The sequence below is a fragment of the Candidatus Babeliales bacterium genome (assembly GCA_035455925.1).
Classification (GTDB): domain Bacteria; phylum Babelota; class Babeliae; order Babelales; family Vermiphilaceae; genus SOIL31.
The window spans coordinates 1-6,640 of the sequence record DATIEE010000020.1; the positions used below are offsets into that span (position 1 = coordinate 1).

Annotated in this window: 8 protein-coding genes; all 8 read left to right on the top strand. The window is 30.3% G+C overall.

What is annotated here, in order from left to right:
* Window positions 1–150 precede the first annotated feature (150 nt).
* The 8 genes from VLB80_02920 to VLB80_02955 all read left to right on the top strand — a co-directional run bounded on the left by VLB80_02920 (window position 151) and on the right by VLB80_02955 (window position 6,389).
* On the top strand, window positions 151–564 hold the full coding sequence (locus tag VLB80_02920; GenBank protein ID HSC25146.1) for a hypothetical protein: 414 nt from the start codon (window positions 151–153) through the stop codon (window positions 562–564).
* A gap of 212 nt (window positions 565–776) precedes the next feature.
* The gene (locus tag VLB80_02925; GenBank protein HSC25147.1) at window positions 777–1,013 is read left to right on the top strand and encodes a hypothetical protein; all 237 of its coding nucleotides are present in this window, start codon (window positions 777–779) and stop codon (window positions 1,011–1,013) included.
* A 263-nt stretch (window positions 1,014–1,276) separates the two neighbouring features.
* The gene (locus VLB80_02930; protein ID HSC25148.1) at window positions 1,277–2,104 is read left to right on the top strand and encodes a hypothetical protein; all 828 of its coding nucleotides are present in this window, start codon (window positions 1,277–1,279) and stop codon (window positions 2,102–2,104) included.
* 235 nt (window positions 2,105–2,339) lie between these two features.
* On the top strand, window positions 2,340–3,476 hold the full coding sequence (locus VLB80_02935; GenBank protein ID HSC25149.1) for an ATP-binding protein: 1,137 nt from the start codon (window positions 2,340–2,342) through the stop codon (window positions 3,474–3,476).
* 312 nt (window positions 3,477–3,788) lie between these two features.
* Entirely contained in the window at window positions 3,789–5,045 is a 1,257-nt protein-coding gene (locus VLB80_02940) for a hypothetical protein (GenBank protein HSC25150.1), read from the top strand.
* A gap of 52 nt (window positions 5,046–5,097) precedes the next feature.
* The gene (locus VLB80_02945) at window positions 5,098–5,310 is read left to right on the top strand and encodes a hypothetical protein (GenBank protein HSC25151.1); all 213 of its coding nucleotides are present in this window, start codon (window positions 5,098–5,100) and stop codon (window positions 5,308–5,310) included.
* A gap of 186 nt (window positions 5,311–5,496) precedes the next feature.
* Window positions 5,497–5,685, top strand: a complete 189-nt coding sequence (locus VLB80_02950; protein ID HSC25152.1) for a hypothetical protein — start codon at window positions 5,497–5,499, stop codon at window positions 5,683–5,685.
* A gap of 35 nt (window positions 5,686–5,720) precedes the next feature.
* Window positions 5,721–6,389, top strand: coding sequence for a hypothetical protein (locus VLB80_02955; protein HSC25153.1), 669 nt, complete (start codon window positions 5,721–5,723; stop codon window positions 6,387–6,389).
* The last annotated feature ends 251 nt before the right edge of the window (window positions 6,390–6,640 follow it).

Sequence of the window (6,640 nt, forward strand, 5' to 3'; positions counted from 1 at the left end):
TAATAATGATCTTTTGGATTGATCGGCCCTGCCGTGTTGAAATAGCGCATATAGTTTATTTCCCAAATTTATATTATTTATTGTACTTATAATGCTTATATTCTATAATTAACATTAGTGATTAGTTAGTCAAAGTCAATACAAAAACCATTGCATGCTCTAATAAAATATATATTTTTAAATTTTTATTTTAAATATTGTGTTAATCCTGTATGGGATGATATATCTATTCTTGTTCAAGAAAGAAATAATCGTTTAGAGACGAGTGTAGCAGATACAAACGGTCTTTTAGATATTGTAGAAAAATTAAACTTTATAGACCATACTGGCACCCTTATCAGTCCTACTTTTGAGCCTGAATATTATGGAAATTATAGGGAATTATTAAGGAGATTAATCTCATTATTACCTTTATCGTTTATTCTTCCTGGAATGAGAATCTATTATGATTATAATTGTATACATACTATCTATAAATTATTATCAATTACTATTGCTCTCGATTCCGTCAGCTTTTTTTCTTACAGTAATTTCATCTTCTCTTTTATATATAATAACAACTAATAACATTTTAAGTTTAGTTCTATTTCTAGGTGTTGTTAGTAGGTTTGTGACATTATCAATATTAGATCTCCTTTCCTGGGAATTTAAAGTAATTAATCCTAATAAAGAATCGCTCTCAGATTTATTGAATGACCCTACTATTGAGATTGCAGATTTCTAATTTATGTATAAATAAGAGCATGATCACTCATCAATTAATCAGTAGAGTTGGTATGAAACAAAAATTGTCCATTTTTATCTGTATAGTTGGCTTGTTGTATATATCTCTAGCGCAATCAGAAGGGTTTGTCGCAGATACATTGGTATACACTAAAAACGGCACAGTTCCTGTCAAATGTATTGTAATTGGTGATAATGTTGGCATGTATGAATGTAAGATATCATCTGGAAATATGGTTGCAGAAATAGCATGCCATAGTGTAGATCATGGAATGATAATGAATCTATAAAAAAAAATATTGATTACTTGCATAATGAATATTTAAAATATGCGCTTAATAATGAAAATGATGAAGGGCTGTTAAATTCTAATTTAGTATATAAAGATGAATTTGACAAATTGGGTTGGTGAGTATTTTCAACATCATTTTTGAGATATTAATGCGTAAGTTTTGGCAATAATATTTTCTATCTGTTTTTTTTGTTGTTTTTTTGAAAATAATGTATACTTTAATCATTAATTTCAAAAATATAGTCACATTAAAGGTAAAATATGAAATATAATAAACTTTTTATCACAATTGCACTTTGCATAGGTTTTTCATCAATTATTAATTTTTGTGCAGCAACACCATCAAATGCTGGATGGATGAATTTTGGCATTTATAACTCGATGAACTGGGCATACAGTAGAGTGACAGACACTTTTCAAAAGATTCGAATACCAGCATCATTAACCAATACCATTAGCGCGTGGGGCGGGAGAAAAGCGTTGGTAATAGCAACTGTGGCAATAGTTGCTCTAATAGCAATATATGGTAAAGATAATAACATAAGAAAATGGTTTAACAAGATGTTTGGTCAATCGCCAAGTGATAGTAATAATGATAATTTTATCAATAGTAAACCATCAAACGAAGTTATTGCCAATGTATATAAAAGCAAATTAGATGAGAATGGTTGGGACGGTGGCATAATCAAAGAACTACGAGCAGAAAATGCGTCTGATTCTATACATAGAGAAGAATACGATAAAATTCTTGATGGAATCCTGATTTCTCATTACACGCCTAAAATAATCTCAGAGCTGAAAAAAATTCCCGTAGACAGTAGGGACAAAGTTATGGAGAATGTACATAGAATTCTAGAAATGGGCGGCGTAAATGCTCTTTCACACGACCGAGAAGGACCAACACGATCAAGATTGTCTGATGGATCAGAAATGGGTATATGGGGGACTAAAAACAAAGCAATATTGACGGTTAAAAAAGAAACTAAAGCTTTTACAACAATTCCGTATGAGTCTATTTTATCTTCGCAGCAACCATGGACAACTGAGACAATCAAACAAAAGGCAATAACCTTCTATAATAATTTGTAATATCGCCCAAAATTAAACGTGATGATAGCAATACAAACGCCATCCTCACGTTTTTTTAGTTAATTTACATCAAACATGCAGGCTGTTGCCATTACACATAGAGTTTAATCTCTCATCATCATATAAAAAATCAAATTTTACATATTTCATGCTTCATGCAGCAAGTTTAAACCCTTGATTATTGTAACCAAATTATGTAATTTGGAACTATAACTTCCAAATTACAGGAAAATAAATGCTTAAAAGAACCTATTTTCTGGACCAAATTTATTTTCAACATAGCATCCACTCTGTTTGTGGATTGTTGGGACCACGACAAGTTGGTAAAACAACTTTGGCTCATCAGTATGCATTACACTATTCTAATGTACATTTTATCGACTTAGAAAATCCTATTGATCTTGCGCGACTAGAAAATCCCATGATGACACTATCTAGTCTTAATAGTGATCTTATAATTATTGATGAAATTCAAAGAAAACCTGAACTTTTTCCAATTTTACGTGTACTTGTTGACGAAAAACCACGTAAATTTTTAATTCTGGGCAGCGCATCACGAGACTTATTACAGCAATCATCAGAAACGCTTGCCGGAAGAATTGGCTACATTGAATTAACACCATTTTCAATTGCTGAAACTCATGATCAGCAAACATTATGGGTACAAGGAGGTTTTCCTAATTCATACATGGCAAAAACAGTTCAAGGAAGCTATGCATGGCGTCAAGCATACATTTCAACATTTATGGAGCGTGATATACCAAATTTAGGATTTCATATTCCGGCAGCACAAATGCGCAGATTGTGGATGATGCTTGCGCATAATCATGGCAACATACTAAATTATTCAGAGCTTGGTAGCTCATTAGGTATTTCACATCATACGGTACGTAATTACGTAGAAATTTTAGAAGGTACATTTATGGTGCGTGTTCTAAAGCCATGGTTTGAAAACATTAATAAACGACAAATAAAAACACCAAAAATTTATATACGCGATAGTGGCTTGTTGCATGCGCTTTTAGGTATTCAAAATCAAAACGAGCTTAATGTATATCCTCGGCTTGGTGCCTCATGGGAAGGCTTTGCATTAGAAGAAATCATTTCAGTTAATCATGCACAACAAGAAGAATGTTACTTTTGGGCTATTCAAAGCAGTACAGAACTTGATCTTCTCATTATAAAAAATGGTAAGCGCATTGGTTTTGAAGTTAAACATACTGATGCTCCGACTATAACTAAATCTATGATTACTGCCTTAGAGACTTTGCATTTAGATCATCTATATGTTATTTATCCTCAAAAAACTTCATATCCTTTAGCTGATAAAATTTCTGTTCAAGGTCTTGATAGTCTAAAAAATATATTCTAAAAGCATATTCGCGATGAATTTTACCACGGGATATAATAATGATCTTTTGGGTTGATTGGCCCTGTCGTGTTGAAATAACGCATACAATCTATTCCCAATGTTAATTATTGATAATGCTTATATTCTACAATTAACATTAGTGATTAGTTAGTCAAAGTCAATATAAAAACCATTTCATGTTCTAATAAAATATATATTTTTAAATTTTTATAATTTCGTTCATTAATACTCATGTATCATTATAAAATTGCACGCATAATATCTTTTTGTTTTTTCATTAATACACTGTTGTTACACAGCCTTATTTTACCTATGGAATTGTTTACATTTACGCCAGAACTAGAACAAGAATTTTTACGACATAAAGAAGATGCAAACGTTTTTCTTAATGAATTATTATCATTAAAATTATCAACAGCACAGACCAAATTTAAGGAATTAAAGCTGTTTGCTCAAAAAATGGTTTGGGATAAAATTAATCATCTTAAACATGATCCTGAATTTCCTTTCTTACCATTACAACTTGCTTTTGGATTATTACATTTACCAGAAGAGCTTCAGTACAGATTGATTAGTGAAGATTTTACTGATCAGTATAAAGGAGCATCCAATCTTCCAAAGCTTATAAAAAAAGCAACTATACAAGATTTATTTTTAAATATCACAGAGAAAATAGTTATTTTAAAAGATTATAGGACAGGTGGATGGGATACTTATGAAGGTTATACACTTACTGTGCAGGAAGTACTGCAACTTACCTCTGATCAAAAAAATCTCATACAAAACAATCTTCAAGGACTAATTTTTAGCAAAAATCAACTTTCTATTTTTAACTCGCTTCCCTTGGAAATAAAAGATAAAATACAACCTTATCTTTGTTTTATAAGTGGTAACGGAGGCCCGGATCGTGATAATCGTATAGCATATTCTAAACGAAGAAAAATCTCTGTATTTAATTTTTGTGAACATACAATTAAAAAAGTGGTTATTCCAAATGCCAAGTATATTTTATCAATTGTTGGGCTATTTTTTTATTTTAAATATAGTGTTAATCCTGTATGGGATGATATATCTAACCTTATTCAAGAGAGAAATAATCGTTTAATGAGCAGTGTAGCAGAAACTAATCGTGTTTTAGATATTGTGGAAAGATCAAATTTTATAAAGCATACAGGCCCCTTAATCAGGCCTACTTTTGCAGGTGAATATTATGGAAATTATAGCGAATTATTAAGGAGATTAGTGCCACTATTGCCTTTATCGTTTATTCTTCCGGGAATACGAACCTATTCTGATTATGCTTCTATAAATAATATATATCAAATATTATGCTGTGCTATTTTTTTAGGTCCCATAAATTTTATTTTTGCCGCATTTTTATCCCCCATTATATATACAATAACAACTAATAATACTTTAAACTTTGCTGTATTTCTAGGCGTTATTACTGTCTGTGTGGCATCATCAATTCAAGATCTTATGTGCTGGGAATTTAAAGTAATTAATCCTAATAAAGAATCGCTCTCAGATTTATTGAATGACCCTACTATTGAGATTGCAGATTTCTAATTTATGTATAAATAAGAGCATGATCACCCATCAATTAATCAGTAGAGTTGGTATGAAACAAAAATTATCCATTTTTATCTGTATAGTTGGCTTGTTGTACGTATCACTAGCGCAATCAGAAGGGTTTGCCGCAGATACATTGATATATACTCAAAACGGCATAGTTCCTATCAAATGTATTGTAATTGGTCTTGTTGGTCTTGGATGTTATTGTGCGCATAAAAAACTTCAAAAAAATAAACAATATGATAGATATCCTCTATAAGATGGAATAGCCAATACATGTAATTGTGGAGGAAAGCCGCCAAGGCATGAAGATGATAAGGAAGAACATCCGAATGGTGTTTACGAAAATGCAGGTTATCATCATAAAAATAGTATTGGAAAAAAAAGTATATGTCCCTGTGATGGACAAAAAAGTTTGGATTATTCATTACAAATAAAGGGTAGTATGAAACAAAGAATTGGTATTGAAGGAGATAATTTTGTTATTTTTAAACAAACAATATCAGGTAAATTTCATGGTTATGTCATAACTTGGAAGGATATTGTTTCGGGGGGTAATTCTTATACAGAGTCAATAAAAAGAACGTTAATTAAAAATGGTTGGGTTAGTAAAACAGGAAAAATTATTAAATAATTAGTTGATTACTATTGCATAGGAAGGAATATAAGATGTATCCATATGATATTGTTTTTGTATTAAATGATACATATAAGTTAGTAGTTAATTTAGAACAACCATTTGAACAGTTGCCTTGTTATTGTCAGATGACGATAAGTTTTTATGAAGATTATAAAGAATATGTTTTAAATTTTGATGAGGATCTTGAAAGCAGTATGGATAGATTTGTTAAACATCTTACTAAAGTATTACATAATGATTTTTTTTTACATGAATCTATAAAAGAAGATATTGGTTACTTGCATAATGAATATTTAAAATATGCGCTTGATAATAAAAATGATGAAGGGCGGTTAAATCCAGATTTAGTATATGAAGGTGAATTTGACAATTGGGTTGGTGAATATTATCAGCTATGGTCTTATCGTCAATGTGCTGCATGGATGTATAATGATAGTGATGGTGCAATTATTTTTAGTATTACACCGCGATATCAAGGCTTTTTTGATTCAGAAGAAAAGCTTGTTACTATTTCATCATATGAAGAATGGATAAAATCATATAAACCAATTATAGTTTGTATTATTTCAAGAGAAATCGCTTATCAGTGGTTAGAACAAGCACATAAGATTTTAACATATATACAAGATCGTTTTAATGTGTCTATCAAAGATAAGGATGATAATAAAATTATTTATGAAGATTGCCCACGTAATTAATTATACTGAAAATAGATTTAGTTTCATTAGATGATGCTTTTGTAATTTTTTAATTATTAGCATGTTACTTTTGTATAAAAATTATTCATATGAATTATTTTCATTAATAGTATATTTACATACCCCATACTTCAATGGTGTATTTACCGGCAGTAGTTTTTTTGTTAAAAATCTTTTCATCCCATGTTTTTTCTGAATTGCGATCAAAAATAACCAAATATCCTTCTGTTGCATTATTAATATCCATATAT